General features: G+C 60.5%; 16 protein-coding genes. 3 read left to right on the top strand and 13 right to left on the bottom strand.

Translation table 11 applies throughout. The features are described 5' to 3' along the window. Positions 1–23 precede the first annotated feature (23 nt). The 3 genes from H620_RS0101585 to H620_RS0101575 form a co-directional block, all read right to left on the bottom strand. A complete protein-coding gene (locus tag H620_RS0101585) occupies positions 24–1,682 on the bottom strand; it encodes a Na/Pi cotransporter family protein (RefSeq protein WP_023378048.1) in 1,659 nt (552 codons plus the stop codon). Between the two features lie 235 nt (positions 1,683–1,917). Beyond that, a complete protein-coding gene (locus H620_RS0101580) occupies positions 1,918–2,688 on the bottom strand; it encodes a TerC family protein (RefSeq protein ID WP_023378050.1) in 771 nt (256 codons plus the stop codon). Between the two features lie 66 nt (positions 2,689–2,754). After that, a complete protein-coding gene (locus H620_RS0101575) occupies positions 2,755–4,062 on the bottom strand; it encodes a CitMHS family transporter (RefSeq protein ID WP_023378051.1) in 1,308 nt (435 codons plus the stop codon). A 266-nt stretch (positions 4,063–4,328) separates the two neighbouring features. Between H620_RS0101575 and H620_RS0101570 the strand changes: the two genes are divergently transcribed. Next, entirely contained in the window at positions 4,329–4,733 is a 405-nt protein-coding gene (locus H620_RS0101570; RefSeq protein WP_023378052.1) for a GFA family protein, read from the top strand. A gap of 35 nt (positions 4,734–4,768) precedes the next feature. Here H620_RS0101570 and H620_RS0101565 read toward each other — a convergent pair whose 3' ends face one another. The 10 genes from H620_RS0101565 to H620_RS0101520 form a co-directional block, all read right to left on the bottom strand. Continuing rightward, a complete protein-coding gene (locus H620_RS0101565; protein ID WP_027906621.1) occupies positions 4,769–6,727 on the bottom strand; it encodes a DUF7844 domain-containing protein in 1,959 nt (652 codons plus the stop codon). Further along, positions 6,724–7,044, bottom strand: coding sequence for a DUF2388 domain-containing protein (locus H620_RS0101560; RefSeq protein ID WP_027906620.1), 321 nt, complete (start codon positions 7,042–7,044; stop codon positions 6,724–6,726). Before H620_RS0101560 ends, H620_RS0101565 begins: the two co-directional genes overlap by 4 nt. Positions 7,045–7,080: 36 nt before the next feature. Beyond that, positions 7,081–7,374, bottom strand: a complete 294-nt coding sequence (locus H620_RS0101555; RefSeq protein WP_023378055.1) for a DUF2388 domain-containing protein — start codon at positions 7,372–7,374, stop codon at positions 7,081–7,083. A gap of 88 nt (positions 7,375–7,462) precedes the next feature. After that, positions 7,463–7,780: a DUF2388 domain-containing protein gene (locus tag H620_RS0101550; protein ID WP_023378056.1), complete on the bottom strand. Its 318-nt coding sequence runs from the start codon at positions 7,778–7,780 to the stop codon at positions 7,463–7,465. 302 nt (positions 7,781–8,082) lie between these two features. Beyond that, entirely contained in the window at positions 8,083–8,298 is a 216-nt protein-coding gene (locus H620_RS0101545; protein ID WP_023378057.1) for a DUF1127 domain-containing protein, read from the bottom strand. Positions 8,299–8,692: 394 nt separating this feature from the next. Then, positions 8,693–10,186 (bottom strand): succinyl-CoA:acetate CoA-transferase ScpC, encoded by a 1,494-nt coding sequence (locus tag H620_RS0101540; RefSeq protein ID WP_023378058.1) that lies wholly within the window; start codon positions 10,184–10,186, stop codon positions 8,693–8,695. Positions 10,187–10,373: 187 nt separating this feature from the next. Further along, entirely contained in the window at positions 10,374–11,810 is a 1,437-nt protein-coding gene (locus H620_RS0101535; protein WP_023378059.1) for an NAD(P)(+) transhydrogenase (Re/Si-specific) subunit beta, read from the bottom strand. Between the two features lie 2 nt (positions 11,811–11,812). Further along, positions 11,813–12,127, bottom strand: a complete 315-nt coding sequence (locus tag H620_RS0101530; RefSeq protein WP_023378063.1) for an NAD(P) transhydrogenase subunit alpha part 2 — start codon at positions 12,125–12,127, stop codon at positions 11,813–11,815. An 11-nt stretch (positions 12,128–12,138) separates the two neighbouring features. Further along, positions 12,139–13,260, bottom strand: coding sequence for a Re/Si-specific NAD(P)(+) transhydrogenase subunit alpha (locus H620_RS0101525; protein WP_023378065.1), 1,122 nt, complete (start codon positions 13,258–13,260; stop codon positions 12,139–12,141). A 407-nt stretch (positions 13,261–13,667) separates the two neighbouring features. Then, positions 13,668–14,594: a LysR family transcriptional regulator gene (locus tag H620_RS0101520; protein WP_023378066.1), complete on the bottom strand. Its 927-nt coding sequence runs from the start codon at positions 14,592–14,594 to the stop codon at positions 13,668–13,670. A 162-nt stretch (positions 14,595–14,756) separates the two neighbouring features. Here H620_RS0101520 and H620_RS0101515 point away from each other — a divergent pair, with 162 nt between their 5' ends. Together H620_RS0101515 and H620_RS0101510 are read left to right on the top strand one after the other, a co-directional pair. Next, positions 14,757–15,938, top strand: a complete 1,182-nt coding sequence (locus H620_RS0101515; RefSeq protein ID WP_023378068.1) for an acyl-CoA dehydrogenase — start codon at positions 14,757–14,759, stop codon at positions 15,936–15,938. Between the two features lie 15 nt (positions 15,939–15,953). Further along, positions 15,954–17,174: a CaiB/BaiF CoA transferase family protein gene (locus tag H620_RS0101510; protein ID WP_023378069.1), complete on the top strand. Its 1,221-nt coding sequence runs from the start codon at positions 15,954–15,956 to the stop codon at positions 17,172–17,174. The last annotated feature ends 400 nt before the right edge of the window (positions 17,175–17,574 follow it).

The raw sequence follows: 17,574 nt of genomic DNA, 5'->3' as shown, positions 1-17,574 counted from the left end.
GCTTGGGTCTCCGGTCAGCGAGATCAGGGCAAGCGGGCTTCGTCCGGTACAGTGTCGAGCATCAGCCCGCCAGTATCGGAACCGCCCAGTACAACGTAGGCACTGCTGCAGAACAAAGAGTTCAACCGCTTCATGTCAGCGATCAGCTCCAAGTGTAGCGAACTGGTTTCGATACTTTGTACCACCTTGCGTTGCAGTCGGCTGACATGGGCATGAGCCAGGCGCCGCTCCTGAGCTCGGAAGCGACGTTTTTCCCGGAGCAGCAAGTGGGCGCTCTGAGGGTCGGCGCTGAGAAATACCGACAGGCCAAGTCGCAGGTTGGCCAGCAACTGCTCCTGCAAACCGGTCAGTTCCTCTAGGCCGACTTGGGAAAACTCCCGGCGCTGGCTGGTTTTCTGCTGCTGGACTTTGCGCAGCATGCGCTCGATCAGGTCGCAGGCCAGCTTCAGGTTGATGGCCAGTTCGATGATCTCGGCCCAGCGGCGATTGTCTTGGTCGCTCAAGTCTTCGCGAGTCATTTGTGCCAGGTACAGCTTGATCGCGCTGTACAGGGCCTCGCCATCCTCGCCCAAGGCCCGGACCTGCTGAGGCAAGGCGGTCTGGGTGCCGCGCAAGGCGCCAAGCATCGCTTCGAGCATGTTGTCGACGATGTCGCCCAGGCGCAGGGTTTCCCGGGCGGCGTTGGCCAGGGCCAGGCTGGGCGTGCTCAAGGCGGCAGGGTCGAGGTGACGGGGGCGAATCTGGCCGTTTCCGTTTTCACGCTCGGGCAGCAGGCTATTGCACAGCCGACCCATGGGTTTGACGGTGGGCAGCATGATCAGGCAGCGCAGCGTGTTGTAGAGCAGGTGGAAGCCGATGACCAGCTCTTGCGGGCTGAAACTCAGGCTATCCATCCAGTTCACCAGTGGATGCAGCACGGGAATGATCAGCAGCAGGCCGATCAGCTTGTACAGCAGGCTGCCCAATGCCACTCGGCGGCCGGAGGCGTTCTGCATGCTGGTGCTGATGAAGGCCAACAGGCCACTGCCGATGTTCGCGCCCACCACCAGGCCGATGGCCACGGGCAGGCTGATCAATTCGGCGCCCGCCAGAGTGGCGGTAAGCAGCACGGCGGCCAGGCTGGAATAGGTGATCATGGCGAACAGCGCGCCAACCAGGGCGTCGAGCAGAATGTCGCCAGTGAGCGAGGCGAACAGCACTTTTACGCCCTGCGCGTGGGTAATGGGCGCCGCGGCCTGTACGATCAGTTCGAGGGCCAGGATGATCAGACCCAGGCCGATCGCTACCCGGCCCAACTGGCCCAGACGCGTCTGTTTGCGTGACAGGAAGAAGATGACGCCGATGAACACCAGCAGCGGCGACAGCCACGACAGGTCGAAGGTCAGGACCCTGGCCATCAACGCAGTGCCGACGTCGGCCCCCAGCATGATCGCCAGCGCGGGGGTCATCGCCATCAAGCCTTGGCTGACGAACGACGTCACCAGCATGGCGGTGGCGTTGCTGCTTTGCACCATGGCTGTAACCAGAATCCCGGCGATGAAGGCCATCGGGCGGCGGTTCATGTTCTGGCTCAGTACGCGGCGCAGGTTGGAGCCGAACACGCGCAGGATCCCAGTACGGACGATGTGTGTGCCCCATACCAGCAATGCCACGGCGGAGAGCAGGTTGAGCAGGGTCAGCATGTGTAGCCCCCCTTCCTTCTATGCCCCAGTGTCAGGGCCAATGGGTGAAGCGGTGAGCCTGGCCCGGGGGTGGGCTTCTTTTCAGTGCTCACTCAAGCTTTAGTTGTTTTGCGGACGTGGCGCCAGCTTGGCATGGCTGGAACATATTTGAAACATTTGATGATCGTCCGGCGACAGTGCAGGTCACACGAACAAAAAAAGCCCCGAAGGGCTTTTAATGTCGCACGCTCCAGTCTTATTGACCTGGAATGTCCTTGCGCAGTTTCACCGGCTCATGCTCTTTGCCCTGCTTGCGCGCCATGGCGGTACGCATGCGGATGTTGATGGCTTCCACCGCCAGGGAGAAGGCCATGGCGAAGTAGACGTAGCCCTTGGGCACATGCACGTCGAACGACTCGGCGATCAGCACCGTGCCCACCACGATCAGGAATGACAGCGCGAGCATCTTCAGCGACGGGTGTTTGTCGATGAAATTGCTGATGGCACCTGCGCACAGCATCATCACCAGTACAGCCACGATGATGGCGGCGATCATGACCGGCACATGCGACACCATCCCAACGGCAGTGATGACCGAGTCCAGGGAGAACACGATGTCGATGATGGCGATCTGGATGATGGTGTAGAAGAACTTGCCGCCTGCGCCTTTGGGTTCTTCTTGGTTTTCGTCCTCACCTTCCAGGCCGTGGTAGATCTCCTGGGAGCTTTTCCACAGCAGGAACAGGCCACCGAAGAACAGGATCAGGTCGCGGCCGGAAATACCCTGGCCGAAGATCACGAACAGGTCGGCCGTCAGGCGCATGACCCAGGTGATGGACAGCAGCAGCATGATGCGCGTGACCATGGCCAGGGCCAGGCCGAAGATCCGGGTGCGCGGCTGCATGTGCTTGGGCATGCGGCTGACCAGGATCGAAATCATGATGATGTTGTCGATACCTAGAACGATCTCAAGCGCGGTGAGGGTGAAAAAGGCAACCCAGATTTCCGGGCTGGTCAGCCATTCCATGTGTATTCCTTCAAACGATAAAGGCGCTGCGCACAGTGAAGCACGCAGCGCGGTTGGGTGATGCGTTTACAGACTGCTGAACAGCGGGAAAATGCCCATCAACAGCGCGGCGAGCATTATGCACAGGCAGACCAGCACTGCCCACTTGAGGGTGAAGCGCTGATGGTCACCGAACTCGATACCGGCCAGGGCCACCAGCAGGTAGGTAGAGGGTACCAAGGGGCTCAGCAGGTGTACCGGCTGTCCGACGATCGACGCACGGGCCATTTCCACCGGGCTGATGCCGTAATGGCTGGCGGCTTCCGAGAGCACCGGCAGTACGCCGTAGTAGAAGGCGTCGTTGGACATGAAGAAGGTGAACGGCATGCTCACGATCGCGGTGATCACTGCCAGGTACGGCCCCAATGCCTCTGGAATGACAGCGAGCAGGCTCTTGGACATCGCCTCGACCATGCCGGTACCCGAGAGAATGCCAGTGAAGATGCCGGCGGCGAAGATCAGCCCGGTGACTGCCAACACGCTGCCAGCATGGGCGGCGATACGGTCTTTTTGCTGCTGCAGGCACGGGTAGTTGACGATCATGGCGATGCTGAAGGCGATCATGAACAGCACGGGCAGCGGCAACACGCCTGCGATCAGGGCCACCATCAGTGCGGCGGTCAGGGCACCGTTGAACCAGATCAGCTTCGGACGACGAGCTTCGGGGAACTGCGAGACGCTGATTTCGCTGTGGTCGATATCGTCGGTCGGCAGGTGCAGTTCGCCCAGGCGGGCACGCTCGCGCTTGCCGTACAGATAGGCGATGGCAAGAATCGCCAGCACGCCGAAGACCATGGCCGGAATCATCGGCACGAAGATGTCGGATGGGTCCACATGCAGGGCGCTGGCGGCGCGAGCGGTCGGGCCGCCCCATGGGGTCATGTTCATGACCCCACCGGCCAGGATGATCAGGCCGGCCATGATCCGCGGGCTCATGCCCAGGCGGCTGTACAGCGGTAGCATCGCGGCGCAGCAGATCATGTAGGTCGTGGCGCCGTCCCCGTCGAGCGAGACCACCAGGGCCAGGGCGGCAGTGCCGACAGAAACTTTCAGCGGGTCGCCCTTGACCAGTTTGAGGATCTTGCGCACGGCCGGGTCGAACAGGCCGGAATCGATCATCAGGGCGAAGTAGAGGATGGCGAACATCAGCATCACGCCAGTCGGCGCAAGCTTGCTGATGCCCTCGAGCATCATGGGGCCGATCTTGGCGGAAAAGCCCCCGAACACGGCGAACAGGATCGGTACCAGGATCAGTGCGATCAAGGCCGACAGGCGCTTGGTCATGATCAGGTACATGAAGGTGATGACCATGGCAAAGCCGAGGAAGGTCAGCATGGCGGTACTCCAGGCGTGGCGCGGCGAAAGGACAGTCGATTCGGGCTGATCAGCGCGTGATGCGCTGCGCGGGGAGTAAGCGAAGTGGGACTACGAACGGGCGGGCACAGGAAAACATCAGAATCACCATTGTTGTTGTTGATTGGGCCGGGCATGGACGTTTCCGAATGCCCTGGCTGACCGGTCTGCTGCCGGTGGTGGGGCTATCCTATTGGCGCAAGCTTTCAGCCAGCTTTCGCCTCGATGAAGGCGACAGGAGGTAGGTCATGACGGAATCACTCGAAGGAGGTTGCCATTGCGGCGCCCTGCGCTACCGGCTGGAGGGCGATCTGACGGATATCGCCCATTGCCATTGCTCGATCTGCCGGAGGGTCACAGGCGGGTTGCTGGTGACTTGGCTCACCCTGCCCCGCGACGGTTTCACCTGGCTGGCCGGCACGCCCAACCGTTATGTCGCGCCGACCAGTTGTAGCCGGTACTTCTGTGGCCACTGCGGCGCGCACGTGGCGTTGGAGACCACGCACAGTCCGCAAAGCATCGATGTGACAGTGGGCACGCTAGACTACCCGGAGCGCGTCCGGGCCAACCGGCATATCTGGATTGCAAGCCGCTTGCCGTGGCTGCACCTGGATGAGGATTTGCCTGGGGAGGTCGAAGAGAGATACCTGTAGGAGCCGACTAGCCGGCGATGAGGCCGCTGCAGGCACTACGGTAACTGCAACCCACCCGCGGCCTTGTGCAGCGCCCGCAGGTGCTCGCCAACCTGCTTCACATTGGCCTCGACAGCGGCAATTTCCCTGGCCCGCGACGTCTTCAGCAACGCCCTCACCTCTTTGTCCAGGTCGGTGCTCAGGCGCAGTAGTTGGGCCTGCCGCTCACTGCTGACCTTTTCCAGGTGCTGGCGCTCTTCCGGCTGCGGCAGGCCGTAGCCCCTGGCGTCGAGCAATTCTGCTGGCCGGCTGAGGAAGCCACTGTTGGCCAGCATCTGCTGCAGGGCCTTGTTGGCCTTGTCGATGCTGCCATCCTTGAGCGCACTGGCATTGAGATAGCGTTGCTTGACCTCATCCTGAGCCAGCAGAAGTTGGCGACGCAGACTGGCTTGTTCGAGCAGTAGCAAAGCCGCACTGGTTCGCAGATCGGCCTGCTGGAACCAGCCGCGACGCTGATCGGCATCCAGGGCTAGCCAGTCCTCGACCTTGTCCTGCTTGATCGGCAACTGCTTCTTCAACACCTCGAACATGGCCTGGTAGCGATCGCGGTAGGAGTCGAAGCGATAACCCAGGCGCAGCGCCTCGCGCGGGTCGTCGAGCACGCTGGTATCGGCCAGCCCTCGCCCTTTGAGCACTTCCAGCAGGCCGTTGGGCATGATGTTGTCCAGGTCGTTCAAGCGTGGATTGGCCGTGCCGCTGCGCAGCAGCTTGAGCGATTCCACTGCGCAATTGTTGGACAGGAAGTAGTAGTTGCCGTCATAGCTCCAGTGCATCTCTGCCGCTTGGCGGACCAGGTTTTCGATCTCTGGGCGGCTGAGCTTGAGGGGAACGGAGGCCAGGCTGCGCAGTTCGGTCTTGGTGTATTCGTCGATCACCTGACCCAGCGGTAGGACGAACAGCCGTGATGGATACGCCCCGACCAGGCCGTCCCAGCTGGACAGTTGTACGTCGTTGACGAACGCGCGATACGACAGTACCAGATGCTGGTCAAGGTCCAGCCGACAGTCTGGGCCGCGTGGGCGCCCTGGGGCGCAGATCACCAGGCGCAACATGCTGTGGCCCCAGCGGCTGACCCAGTTCTGATTGGCTTCGGCCAGCAGGTAGTCGACTTCGTAGACCCGTTGCGGGTCGATTTCGCCCAGCGGTTGGCGGGCGAAGTCGCTGCCTGCGTTGAGGAACGGCAGGCCCTTGGCACAGGTGTCCTGCGGCGGCGCCCAGCCAAAGTGGTCTCGCAGATACTGGTTGAGCGCTGGGCGGCGGCAACCGTAGCTTGGGTCAAGCAGGAAGTACTCCATATTGACCGCGATGAATTCCTTCGGGCTGCTCAGTTCATACGTGTCAGGGCTGCGAACGCCCTGGCCGTTGTGCTGTTCGCGTTCTCCACGGCGCCCCACGTACTGCGGCCAGCCGGCAAGGTCCAGCAGACGTGGGTCGTCACTCAGGGTGAAGCGGCGTTCGGCCTGGCCACGGCATGGTTCTGGCAAGCCGACTTTGCCCAGGGTGCCCTGCTGGCGCTTGCATTGGGCAATCAAAGAACGATCGGCACTGGACCAGAGGCGGGCTCGGTCGTAGATATGGGTCAGTTCGTGCAGAACGGTGGCCAGAAGTTCCTGGCGAACCGTGCCGTGCGGGCGGTTGGTGCGTTCGCGCGCGGCGCTGCCATCGACCAGTCCCGGCAGTAGCCGGCTGTTGAGCGCCAGCGTGGAAACCAGAGATGCCTGTCCATAAGCGTCAGCGGGCATCGCATTGCTCCAGCTGACCAGGATGCGGCGGTCCAACTGCTGTTTGAAGCGCGGCGGCAACTTGCCCAGTGCTTCGTCAAGCAGGGCTTGGGTGGCTTGCTGTTCTGGGGAAGTGAGGCCGGAAGCCTGCAGCTCGAGCTGCAGGTCGGCCAGGGCGGGCGTGCCGAGCAGTGTCAGCACACCGCCGAGCAGCCAGGCACGCAAGGATTTCACAGCGCGAGGATGGCTTCTGCCAGTACCTGGTCACTGGCGCCACGCGCTTCGGGAACGCGTTCGCGCAGGGTGTTGAAGGCAGCCTCGAGCTGGGCGCCACGGATATCACCGTTGCTGGCGACAAAGCTGGCAGCATCGTCGTGCGCTTCACGTACCACTTTCGAGTCGCGGATCGAGGTGGTGGTGTCAGAGGTGAAGTCGATCGAACGGCCAAAGGCACGCACGATGATGTTGCTGGTGGCCACCAGGGTTTGCGCCTGAGCCAGGTCGGCCAGCACGAGCATGCCGAGGGTGGCGGCGATCAGCGATTTACGCATGGAACATCTCCGGAACATACAAGGAGTCAGGTGTAGTTATTGGACGAGAATTGCTTCTGCCAGTTCAAGGTCGCCGACAGAGTGCCGGGCACCACTGTGCCGCAAAGCGCCGAGGGCGGCTTCAAGGCGGGCACCGCGAATCATGCCGTCGCTGGCCACGAAGGCCGCAGCATCGTCCCGGGCTTGCCGGACCAGCTTGCGGTCGAACGGGGCGGTGGTGACCTGACTGGTGACATAGCCAGTGATGACCAGGCTCTGTGTGGTGGTGTCCATGGCATGGGCTTGCGCCATCCCGACAACGGCGAACAGCAAGGGCAACAGATAACGCATGGGTATTCTAAAGGCTTGGAACGTGGACAGCGAAGGCTACCCCGGATGGGCCGGCCAGAGCCAGCGCATCCGTTTTAGCCGTTACGAGTCAAAGCGCGAGGATGGCCTGGGCAAGTTGAGCGTCACTGGCCTGCAGGGCGGGCATCTGCGAGCGAATGTGCACGAAGGCGCTTTCCAGCTTGGCGCCGCGGATGGCGCCCTGGCTACCGACGAAGCTGGCGGCATCGTCACGGGCGGCCTGAACGATCTTGTCATCTTTGAACGAGGACGAGACATCGGACGTGGCGTCGGTCGAGGCGGCGACTGCGCCAACGACAGCATCGGTGGTAACGACGAAGCTGGTGGCGTTGGCAGTGCCGACGAGGCTCAGCAGCAGTGCGGCACCAATCAGGTGGTTGCGGGACATGATCGTGGACTCCTGGACTAGGGGCAGTGGTACTGCTTATCGGACGCTTACACGGCTATTGGCGGTACGTTACAACAAGATGTTCTACCAGAGTGCTGAAGCAAGCGTATCACGCGCCGATGTTTCTGGATGTTAATGAGCACTGCGCAGCTTAACTGTTATGGTTGTTTTCTGAATTACAGAAACTGTACCTGTTTCGAGTTAGGGGTGCTCTAGCTCGGGGCCTAAATAAAAAACCCGCTGCAGTTTCCTGCAACGGGTTAGGGAAATCGCGGTGCCGGCCGTAGCCGGCGAACCGGTGCTTAGCGCCAGAACGGCTTGCTCAGCTCTTCGTAACGCTGCGACTCGCTGATACCGGCGTCGGCCAGCAGGCGGGCGTCCAGGCGAGCCAGTTGACGGCGGCTGGCCATGCGACGCTGCCAGAGCAGCAGGGTGGAGAGCGCGCGCAGCGGCAGCGAAGCGTTAGATTGCTGGGCGTTGTTTTCAAAAACCAGACCGGAACTGAGGGTACGTTCCATGATGTGACATCCTTCCGCTTATGGCGGCATTAGGTAGTGATTTAACTGATGCCAATGATCCTCTCCTGTCGTCCATAACAGTAGATACAGTTCAATGGTAATGCGATGGTCCAGTTAACTGTTTAACCCTACTGTTGCACTCGAAACTGGCGCAACTGTACTGGTCCGCACTGATATGGTGCGAATTTGAATAATGAGATGGGTTTTATGCGTCGGGAAGGTCGCGATTAACGGTACAGTAGTACAGTTTTTTCGTGAGACTGAAGTGGTCTGTCCGGGCGAGTGGTTTGACTCTACTGGCGCTATCGCCGGCAAGCCGGCCCCTACAGGGATGGTGTACATCCAGTAGGAGCCGGCTTGCCGGCGATAGGGGTGTAACAGTGAAGCGGCTGGATCAGCTGGCCAGCATGCGACCGGTTTCTTCCAGGTTTTCGTGCCAGCTCAGCGCCTCACGCAGGATGTGCGGGGTGTGGCCGCCACGTTGGCAGGCGCGCTCGAAGTAATCGTTCAGCGCGGCGCGGTAGTCCGGGTGGACACAGTTGTCGATGATCGCACGGGCCCGCTCACGTGGCGCCAGGCCGCGCAAGTCTGCCAGGCCTTGCTCGGTGACCAGAATGTCGACATCGTGCTCGGTGTGGTCGACGTGGCTGACCATAGGAACGACGCTGGAAATGGCACCGCCTTTGGCGATCGACTTGGTCACGAATACGGCAAGGTGCGCGTTACGGGCGAAATCGCCGGAACCGCCAATGCCGTTCATCATCTTGGTGCCGCACACGTGGGTGGAGTTCACGTTGCCGTAGATGTCGAACTCCAGGGCGGTGTTGATGCCGATGATGCCCAGGCGACGCACGACTTCCGGGTGGTTGGAGATTTCCTGCGGGCGCAGGACCAGCTTGTCCTTGTAACGCTCGAGGTTGCCGAAGACGTCGGCATTGCGACGGGTCGACAGGGTGATCGAGCTGCCCGAGGCGAAACTCAGCTTGCCGGCGTCGATCAGGTCGAAGGTCGAGTCCTGCAGTACTTCGGAGTACATCGTCAGGTCTTCGAACGGCGACTCGATCAGGCCGCACATCACCGCGTTGGCGATGCTGCCGATACCGGCTTGCAGCGGGCCGAGCTTGTTGGTCATGCGACCGGCCTCGACTTCGCCCTTGAGGAAGTCGATCAGGTGGTCGGCGATGGCCTGGGTTTCGTCGTCCGGCGGCAGAACAGTCGACGGCGAGTCCGGCAGGTCGCTGATGACGATACCGACGATCTTGGCTGGGTCGATCGGGATGGCGGTGCTGCCGATACGGTCGTCGACCTTGACCAACGGAATGGGCGTGCGGGTCGGACGGTAGGTCGGGATATAGATGTCGTGCAGGCCTTCGAGATTGGCATTGTGCGACAGGTTGATCTCGACGATCACTTGCTTGGCGAAGATCGCGAAGCTCGCCGAGTTGCCCACCGAAGTGGTCGGCACGATGTGGCCCTCTTCGGTGATCGCCACCGCTTCGATGACAGCGATGTCAGGCAGTTTCAGCTGCTTGTTGCGCAGCTGTTCGACCGTTTCCGAAAGGTGCTGGTCGATGAACATCACCTTGCCATCGTTGATGGCCTTGCGCAGGGTGCTGTCAACCTGGAAGGGCATGCGACGAGCCAAGACTCCGGCTTCGGTCAGTTGCTTGTCCAGGTCGTTGCCCAGGCTGGCGCCAGTCATCAGGCTGATTTGCAGCGGCGACTGCTTGGCGCGCTCGGCCAGTGCATGGGGTACGGCCTTGGCTTCGCCGGCGCGGGTGAAACCGCTCATGCCGACGGTCATGCCGTCCTCGATCAGACCAGCGGCATCAGCCGCACTCATTACCTTGCTGTGCAGGGAGGACAAGCGGATACGATCACGGTACATGGATTGTTATCTCGGGCTACTGAGGCTACTGCAGCGCAGTCTAGAGATTTCGCCCGTCGCCGTCCCACGACCATGGTCGTATGAGAACCCAGGAAATAGAGCCGTTGATCTGGAGCAATGAATGAGGAAGCCCCGGTCGATTCTGACCGGGGCTTCCTTTATAGCGCAGGGTTTGAAGCGGGTGTCGTCACTCCACTGCCTTGACCATGTCCTCGATGACTTTCTTCGCGTCACCGAACACCATCATGGTCTTGTCCAAGTAGAACAGTTCGTTGTCCAGGCCCGCATAGCCGCTGGCCATGGAGCGCTTGTTGACGATGATGGTCTTGGCCTTGAACGCTTCCAGGATTGGCATGCCGGCAATCGGCGACTTAGGATCGTTTTTCGCTGCCGGGTTGACCACGTCGTTGGCACCCAATACCAACACCACGTCGGCCTGGCCGAACTCGGCGTTGATGTCCTCCATCTCGAACACCTGGTCGTACGGCACTTCGGCCTCGGCCAGCAGCACGTTCATGTGTCCAGGCATGCGCCCCGCTACCGGGTGGATCGCATACTTCACGGTCACGCCGTTGTGGGTCAGTTTTTCGGTCAACTCCTTCAACGCGTGCTGGGCGCGCGCAACGGCCAGGCCGTAGCCCGGAACGATGATCACGCTGTCGGCGTTGCTCAGCAGGAACGTGGCATCGTCGGCCGAGCCGGACTTCACCGGGCGTTGTTCTTTCGAACCCGCCGCTGCGCCGGCATCGGCATCACCGCCAAAGCCGCCGAGGATGACGTTGAAGAACGATCGGTTCATCGCCTTGCACATGATGTACGAAAGAATCGCACCGCTGGAACCGACCAGCGAGCCAGCGATGATCAGCATCGAGTTGTTCAGCGAGAAACCGATGCCCGCCGCCGCCCACCCCGAGTAGCTGTTGAGCATCGACACCACCACAGGCATGTCGGCGCCACCGATCGGGATAATGATCAGCACACCCATGATGAAGGCCAGGACCAGCATCAGGGTGAAGGCGCTGTAATGGCCAGTGAAGGTGAACAACAGGCCCAGCACGATCGTGGTCAGGCCCAGGATCAGGTTCAGCTTGTGCTGACCCGCGAACTGTACCGGTGCTCCTTGGAAGAGACGGAACTTGTACTTGCCGGACAGCTTGCCGAAGGCGATCACCGAACCGGAGAAGGTGATCGCACCGATAGCCGCACCCAGGAACAGCTCCAGCCGGTTACCGGTTGGAATCGGGTCGCTGATGCTGGCCACGATACCCAGCGACTGAGGTTCAAGCACGGCGGCGATGGCGATGAACACGGCAGCCAGGCCGATCATGCTGTGCATGAAGGCGACCAGTTCAGGCATTTTGGTCATTTCAACGCGCTTGGCCATGATCGAGCCGGCGGTACCACCGATCAGCAGGCCCAGGATCACATAGCCGATACCTGCGGTCGCCAGTTCGGAACCAAGCTTGTAGATGAGGCCGACGGTGGTGAGCATCGCGATGCCCATGCCGATCATGCCGAACACGTTGCCGCGGCGCGATGTGGTCGGGTGCGAAAGCCCCTTCAGTGCCTGGATGAAGCACACCGACGCGACGAGGTAGAGAAGCGTTACCAGATTCATGCTCATGCTTACTTCTGCCCTTCGTTCTTGGTTTTCTTCTTGAACATCTCAAGCATGCGTCGGGTGACCAAAAAACCACCGAACACATTCACCGCGGCCAACGCCACGGCCAGGGTGCCCATCAGCTTGCCGGCCGGGGTAACGGTCAGTGCGGCGGCCAGCATGGCGCCGACGATGACAATGGCGGAGATGGCATTGGTAACCGCCATGAGCGGTGTGTGCAGCGCCGGGGTGACGTTCCAGACCACGTGGTAGCCCACATAAATGGCCAGCACGAAGATGATCAGGTTGTAGATGCCGTGGGAAATCAGCATGTCTTCCATTGTCGTGCTCCTTAGCCGTTCTTGCGGACGACCTGGCCATCACGGCACATGAGGCAGGCCGCGACGATGTCGTCTTCGAGGTTGATGACCAGCGCGCCGTCCTTGTCGAACAGCAGCTTCATGAAGTCCAGCAGGTTGCGTGCGTACAACGCCGAGGCATCGGCACCGACTTGAGCGGGCAAGTTGGTGGGGCCAACGATGGTCACACCGTTCTCCATCACTACTTGATCGGCAACGGTCAGCGGGCAGTTGCCGCCTTGGGCGGCTGCCAGGTCGATGACCACCGAGCCCGGCTTCATCTGCGCCACGGTTTCGGCGCTGAGCAGGGTCGGTGCCTTGCGGCCGGGGATCAGTGCGGTGGTGATGACGATGTCGGCCTGTTTGGCGCGTTCGTGTACGGCCTGAGCCTGGCGCTGCATCCAACTGGCCGGCATCGGACGCGCATAACCGCCTACCCCTTCGGCGCACTCACGCTCTTCATCGGTTTCGTAGGGCACGTCGATGAACTTGGCGCCGAGCGACTCGATCTGCTCCTTCACCGCGGGGCGAACGTCCGAAGCCTCGATCACTGCCCCCAGGCGTTTGGCCGTCGCGATGGCCTGAAGGCCAGCTACGCCTGCGCCAAGAATCAGGACACGGGCGGCCTTCACGGTGCCGGCGGCAGTCATGAGCATCGGCATGAAGCGCGGGTAGTGGTGAGCTGCCAGCAGCACGGCCTTGTAACCGGCGATGTTGGCTTGCGACGACAGCACGTCGAGGCTTTGAGCCCGTGACGTGCGAGGTGCGGCTTCCAGGGCGAAGGCGGTGATACCGCGCTCGGCCATCTTGGCGATCAGCTCGTTGTTGAAGGGGTTGAGCATGCCCACCAGGAGGCTGCCACTGTTGATCTGCGCAAGCTCCTCGTCGTTGGGGGCAACGACCTTGAGGACCAATTGGGCGCCGTAGGCATCGGCAGCGCTTCCCAGGGAAGCTCCCACGGCCTCATAGGCACTGTCCGGAATGCTGGCGTTAAGCCCTGCCCCCCGTTGGACGGTGACCTGATGGCCTTGGCCAATCAGTTTCTTGATGGTTTCTGGGGTCGCAGCGACCCTTGTCTCACCGGTCTGCGTCTCGAGAGGAACACCAATGTGCACGACTTTGTCTCCTGCGGTGACCTTTTGTCTTTGTGAATCCAGCGCACTACGGGTGGTGCGCTGGTGTGGCCGATAAGCGCCGAGCCGCCTGTTTACGGGCGGGCGAAGCATTTTGCAGACGAACCCGGAGCCCTTCAACCGGTTCTGAAGCGATACGAACTTAAAACTACAAGTCACCCTGTGACCGTATGTCGCAAGGGGCGGGATGCAGCCCGTCAAATACGGGCAATTGGCAGATTAGGGGAAATTTTGAAATTTTTTGCAGAGATTTCGCTGACAGGCCTGCAAATGTCGCAAATACTGCTGGAGGCCGCGTCCTTGGCAGCTTCAGCAGCTTTTTCGGTTCACCTGAACAGTTTGCTGTTTTGCGACAAATAATTATATCTGTAGGTGTTAAAAATAATTGACTACAAAGGTCGGGAAGGCGTTCTGCCCGTCTGCGCTGCCGTGAACAGTTGCGCCTGTTGCAGTAGCCAGTCGCGGAATGCGCGCAGGGAAGCGGATTCGACCTTGCGTTCAGGGATCATGAGGTAATAGGCCTTGTCGCTCGTCAGTGCGTGCCCATTGGCCTGCACCAGCCTACCCTCATCCAGCTCGTGCTGAATCAAAAATGGAGGGATGAGCGCAACCCCCATCTCATGCATGGCTGCTTGGGCAAGCATGGAGAATAGTTCATAGCGTGGGCCTGTCATGTCGCCTTCGACATTAATGCCCAGGCTGCCGAACCACTGCCTCCAGGCATAGGGGCGGGTGGTCTGCTGCAGCAAAGGGAGCTCGGCGATGCGCCGCGCGTCCAGTCTGCCCTCCCCGCCCAGCAGGTTTGGGCTGCACACAGGGACTGGATTTTCGCCCATTAGGCGGTGAGCCTGGGTACCAGGCCAATCGGCATCACCAAAATAGATGGCGGCGTCAAAGGCTGTATCGGCGAACAGGAAGGGCCGAGTGCGGTTGGTCAGGTTGACGGTGACATCGGGGGTGCGCTGCTGGAAGTCCTTGAGTCGGGGCAGCAACCACTGTGTGCCGAAAGTTGGCACCACCGCCAATTCGATTACGTTCGCGCCCTGCTGGCGCATGACCGACAAGGTATCGCGTTCCACCGCGTCTAGCTGCGCGGCGACTTGCCGACTGTAGGACAAACCTGCCTCGGTTAGCTTTACGCCGCGTCGAGAGCGGCGGAACAGCTCGACGTTCAGGAATGCCTCCAGGCCGCCTATTTGCCGACAAACGGCGCCTTGTGTCAGGGCAAGTTCATGTGCGGCCTTGGTGAAGCTTTCGTGGCGGGCTGCTGCCTCGAAGCAAACCAGGGCGGCGGTACTGGGTATCTTGCGGCGCATGTACGTCAACCTCACTCGTTCGGCAGGCGGTATAAGGAGTCTGCTGGCTACGGAGTGACAAATTATCACTTAATGGTGCGCAATCCTCGTTTGTAGAGGGCGCAGATCAGGCCTAGGATCAAGGGCACAAGAACTACCTCCCCTATTTCGAGGATCTCGCTCATGGCTGGTAAAGCAAGCTTCAACTGGATCGACCCACTGCTGCTCGATCAGCAGCTCACTGAAGAAGAGCGCATGGTGCGTGACAGCGCTTATCAGTTCGCCCAGGACAAGTTGGCGCCCCGTGTGTTGGAAGCCTTCCGGCATGAGCGGACAGACCCAGCGATTTTCCGCGAGATGGGCGAGGTCGGCCTGCTGGGTGCGACCATCCCGGAGCAGTACGGTGGCAGCGGTCTCAATTATGTGTGCTATGGCCTGATCGCCCGCGAGGTGGAACGCATCGACTCGGGCTATCGTTCGATGATGAGTGTTCAGTCGTCCTTGGTGATGGTGCCGATCAACGAGTTCGGCACCGAGGCACAAAAGCAGAAGTACCTGCCCAAGCTGGCCAGCGGTGAGTGGGTCGGTTGCTTCGGGTTGACCGAGCCTAACCATGGTTCCGACCCAGGTTCGATGATTACCCGTGCCAAGAAGGTTGAAGGCGGCTATCGCCTTACGGGTAGCAAGATGTGGATCACTAACAGCCCGATCGCCGATGTGTTCGTGGTGTGGGCCAAGGATGATGCGGGCGATATTCGTGGTTTCGTCCTGGAGAAAGGTTGGCAGGGCCTCAGTGCCCCGGCGATTCATGGCAAGGTTGGCCTGCGTGCGTCGATTACCGGCGAGATCGTGATGGACAACGTCTTCGTGCCTGAGGAAAACATCTTCCCGGATGTCCGTGGCCTGAAAGGCCCGTTCACGTGCTTGAACTCGGCACGCTACGGCATCTCCTGGGGCGCCCTTGGGGCTGCTGAAGCCTGTTGGCACACTGCGCGCCAGTACACTCTGGATCGTCAGCAGTTCGGGCGCCCACTGGCTGCCAACCAGTTGATCCAGAAGAAGCTGGCCGACATGCAGACAGAAATCACGCTGGCGCTGCAGGGTTGCTTGCGCCTGGGTCGTATGAAGGACGAAGGCACGGCCGCCGTCGAGATTACCTCGATCATGAAACGCAACTCCTGTGGCAAGGCCCTGGACATTGCGCGCATGGCGCGCGACATGTTGGGTGGCAATGGCATCTCTGACGAATTCGGGGTTGCGCGTCATCTGGTGAATCTGGAGGTCGTCAACACCTACGAGGGCACGCATGACGTGCATGCGCTAATCCTCGGGCGTGCGCAGACCGGCATTCAGGCCTTCTACTGATCGAGGAGCCAGCCCATGGGCGCGCTTTCACATCTGCGGGTGCTAGACCTTTCGCGTGTGTTGGCCGGGCCCTGGGCCGGCCAGATCCTGGCCGACCTTGGTGCTGATGTGATCAAGGTGGAGCGGCCAGGCAGCGGCGACGATACAAGGGCTTGGGGGCCTCCTTTCCTGAAGGACGTCCAAGGTGAAAACACCAGCGAGGCGGCTTATTACCTCTCGGCCAACCGCAACAAAAGATCGGTGACCATCGACTTCACGCAGCCCCAGGGGCAGCGCCTGGTGCGTGAGCTTGCGGCCAAGTCGGACATCGTCATCGAGAACTTCAAGGTCGGCGGGCTAGCGGCTTATGGGTTGGATTATCAAAGCCTCAAGGCGGTGAACCCGACGCTCATCTATTGTTCGATTACCGGGTTTGGCCAAACAGGGCCTTATGCCAAGCGTGCTGGCTATGACTTCATGATCCAGGGGCTGGGTGGGCTGATGAGCCTGACCGGGCGACCCGAGGGTGAGGAGGGGGCGGGTCCGGTAAAGGTGGGTGTGGCCCTGACCGACATATTGACCGGGTTGTACTCCACTGTGGCGATACTCGCCGCCCTCGCCCACCGCGACCAGTCCGGTACCGGGCAGTACATCGATATGGCGCTGCTGGATGTGCAGGTGGCCTGCCTGGCCAACCAGGCGATGAACTACCTGACGACAGGCATCCCGCCAAAGCGGTTGGGCAACGCTCACCCAAATATCGTGCCTTATCAGGATTTCCCGACCGCGGATGGCGATTTCATCCTTACCGTGGGCAACGATGGGCAGTTCCGCAAGTTTGCGGAAGTGGCTGGGCAGCCACAGTGGGCTGACGATCCGCGTTTCGCAACGAATAAGCAGCGCGTCGCCAACCGGGCCGAGCTGATCCCATTGATCCGTCAGGCTACTGTGTTCAAGACCACGGCCGAGTGGGTCAGTCAGCTGGAGGCAGCAGGCGTGCCGTGTGGGCCGATCAACGATCTGGCGCAGATGTTCCAGGATCCGCAGGTGGTCGCTCGAGGGTTGTCAGTGAGTCTTGATCACCCGTTGGCAGGCAAGGTGCCCCAGGTGGCTAGTCCCATTCGGTTATCGCAGACACCAGTGGAATACCGCCATGCGCCGCCTCTGTTGGGTGAGCACACCGAGGCCGTATTGCATCAGCTGTTGGGATTGGATGCGGGTGAGGTCCAGCGATTGCGTGATGCGGGTGTGCTTTGAGGTGATGGAAGGTGAGCGCTAAGCGGGGAGGCCGTCAGGCCTCCCCGCTTGGCTTTTTAAGCGGTATTGAAGTTTCTTGGAATTAAAAGGTTGACGGCCTCTCGAATCCCCTTATAATGCGCCCCACTTCCGACGCAGTCGAAACGAAAAACTCCTTGTTAATCAACAGGTTGAGTGTTTAGAAAGCAATCGGAAGGGCTGAAAGAGGTGGTTGACAGCGTTTTAAAACGCTGTATTATTCGCCTCCCGCTACGAGAGATCGCAGCGAGTCAAGTGTTTGAAGCTAAACGAGTTTCTCGCAAAAAACTTCAAAATAAACGCTTGACAGCAAATGAGGAAAGCGTAGAATGCGCGCCTCGGTTGAGGCGAAACGCTCTTAGCCAAACGCTCTTTAACAAAT

This window comes from Pseudomonas taiwanensis DSM 21245 (assembly GCF_000425785.1).
In the GTDB taxonomy this organism is placed as follows: Bacteria; Pseudomonadota; Gammaproteobacteria; order Pseudomonadales; family Pseudomonadaceae; genus Aquipseudomonas; species Aquipseudomonas taiwanensis.
This window is presented reverse-complemented; position numbering and strand designations above follow the sequence as displayed.

What these genes read in the sequence shown, in the direction of transcription:
- H620_RS0101585 (WP_023378048.1), bottom strand. Translation starts at nt 1,682, where the DNA reads ATGCTGACCCTGCTCAACCTGCTCTCCGCCGTGGCATTGCTGGTATGG.
- H620_RS0101580 (WP_023378050.1), bottom strand. Translation starts at nt 2,688, where the DNA reads ATGGAATGGCTGACCAGCCCGGAAATCTGGGTTGCCTTTTTCACCCTC.
- H620_RS0101575 (WP_023378051.1), bottom strand. Translation starts at nt 4,062, where the DNA reads ATGCTGACCTTCCTCGGCTTTGCCATGGTCATCACCTTCATGTACCTG.
- H620_RS0101570 (WP_023378052.1), top strand. Translation starts at nt 4,329, where the DNA reads ATGACGGAATCACTCGAAGGAGGTTGCCATTGCGGCGCCCTGCGCTAC.
- H620_RS0101560 (WP_027906620.1), bottom strand. Translation starts at nt 7,044, where the DNA reads ATGCGTAAATCGCTGATCGCCGCCACCCTCGGCATGCTCGTGCTGGCC.
- H620_RS0101555 (WP_023378055.1), bottom strand. Translation starts at nt 7,374, where the DNA reads ATGCGTTATCTGTTGCCCTTGCTGTTCGCCGTTGTCGGGATGGCGCAA.
- H620_RS0101550 (WP_023378056.1), bottom strand. Translation starts at nt 7,780, where the DNA reads ATGTCCCGCAACCACCTGATTGGTGCCGCACTGCTGCTGAGCCTCGTC.
- H620_RS0101545 (WP_023378057.1), bottom strand. Translation starts at nt 8,298, where the DNA reads ATGGAACGTACCCTCAGTTCCGGTCTGGTTTTTGAAAACAACGCCCAG.
- H620_RS0101540 (WP_023378058.1), bottom strand. Translation starts at nt 10,186, where the DNA reads ATGTACCGTGATCGTATCCGCTTGTCCTCCCTGCACAGCAAGGTAATG.
- H620_RS0101535 (WP_023378059.1), bottom strand. Translation starts at nt 11,810, where the DNA reads ATGAGCATGAATCTGGTAACGCTTCTCTACCTCGTCGCGTCGGTGTGC.
- H620_RS0101530 (WP_023378063.1), bottom strand. Translation starts at nt 12,127, where the DNA reads ATGGAAGACATGCTGATTTCCCACGGCATCTACAACCTGATCATCTTC.
- H620_RS0101520 (WP_023378066.1), bottom strand. Translation starts at nt 14,594, where the DNA reads ATGCGCCGCAAGATACCCAGTACCGCCGCCCTGGTTTGCTTCGAGGCA.
- H620_RS0101515 (WP_023378068.1), top strand. Translation starts at nt 14,757, where the DNA reads ATGGCTGGTAAAGCAAGCTTCAACTGGATCGACCCACTGCTGCTCGAT.
- H620_RS0101510 (WP_023378069.1), top strand. Translation starts at nt 15,954, where the DNA reads ATGGGCGCGCTTTCACATCTGCGGGTGCTAGACCTTTCGCGTGTGTTG.